This is a genomic window from Vibrio sp. H11 (assembly GCF_004804295.1).
GTDB classification, from domain to species: Bacteria; Pseudomonadota; Gammaproteobacteria; order Enterobacterales; family Vibrionaceae; genus Vibrio; species Vibrio ostreae.
Genome location: NZ_SSHN01000028.1, coordinates 1 through 1,277 on the forward strand (window position 1 = coordinate 1; position 1,277 = coordinate 1,277).

Genomic DNA, 1,277 nt, shown 5'->3' on the forward strand with positions numbered 1-1,277 from the left:
CTCAGCAGTTCATCACCGCCATCGTTGAACGCAATGCTGTTGCTGCCATCGTTGTTGGTGGGCGCACTTTGATCCAGCTCGGTGGTGTCGGTCACTGCGCCCGGGTTGCCCGCCGCGTCAGTCACATTCATGGTCACGGTCAGCTCACCGTCATTCAGGCCGGATAGAACCTGGCCAATGACCGAGACATTGCCGTCTGCGTCGACCGTGATATCTGCCGCCGCCACAGTCAGCGTGGTATCGCTGTCGGTGATGGTGATGCCGGTCACGGTGGCATCGGCTTCCACTTTACCGGTCAGGGTCACACTGATCGCTTCGCTGCGGCTCAGCAGTTCATCACCGCCATCGTTGAACGCAATGCTGTTGCTGCCATCGTTGTTGGTGGGCGCACTTTGATCCAGCTCGGTGGTGTCGGTCACTGCGCCCGGGTTACCCGCCGCGTCGGTCACAGTCATGGTCACGGTCAGCTCGCCGTCATTCAGGCCAGACAAGTTTTGGCCTGCGACAGAGACATTGCCGTCTGCATCGACACTAATATCGCTGGCGTTAACCGTCAGCGTCGTGTCGCCATCCGTAATGGTGATGCCAGTGACCGTCGCATCCGCTTCCACTTTACCGGTCAACGTCACGCTGCTTGCTTCGCTGCGGCTCAGCAGTTCATCGCCGCCATCGTTGAACGCGATGCTGTTGTCACCATCATTATTTTCCGGTGCACTTTGATCCAGTTCGGTGGTATCGGTCACGGCGCCCGGGTTGCCGGCGGCGTCGGTCACATTCATGGTCACGGTCAGCTCGCCGTCGTTCAGGCCGGATAAGTCCTGGCCAATGACAGAGACATTGCCTTCTGCGTCGACAGAGATGTCATCGCTGTCGACCGTTAATGTGGTCGTCCCGTCGGTGGTGGTGATCGCCGTTACCGTCGCATCCGCTTCCACTTTCCCTGTCAGCGTCACGCTGGTCGCTTCGCTGCGGCTCAGCAGCTCATCGCCGCCATCAACAAACGCAATGCTATTGCTGCCATCGTTATTGGTGGGCGCGCTTTGATCCAGCTTAGTGGTGTCGGTCACCGCGCCCGGGTTGCCGGCCGCGTCAGTCACATTCATGGTCACGGTCAGCTCACCGTCATTCAGGCCGGACAAGTCCTGGCCTGCGACAGAGACATTGCCGTCTGCGTCGACCGTGATGTCATTATTGTTGACCGTCAATGTGGTCGCCCCGTCGGTGATGGTCATGCCAGTGACCGTCGCATCCGCTTCCACTTTACCGGTCAACGTCAC

General features: G+C 59.4%; 1 pseudogene. It reads right to left on the bottom strand.

Annotated elements, in window-relative coordinates:
- Positions 1-1,277 (bottom strand): annotated as a pseudogene (locus E6C74_RS20915) (hypothetical protein); the annotation flags it as partial.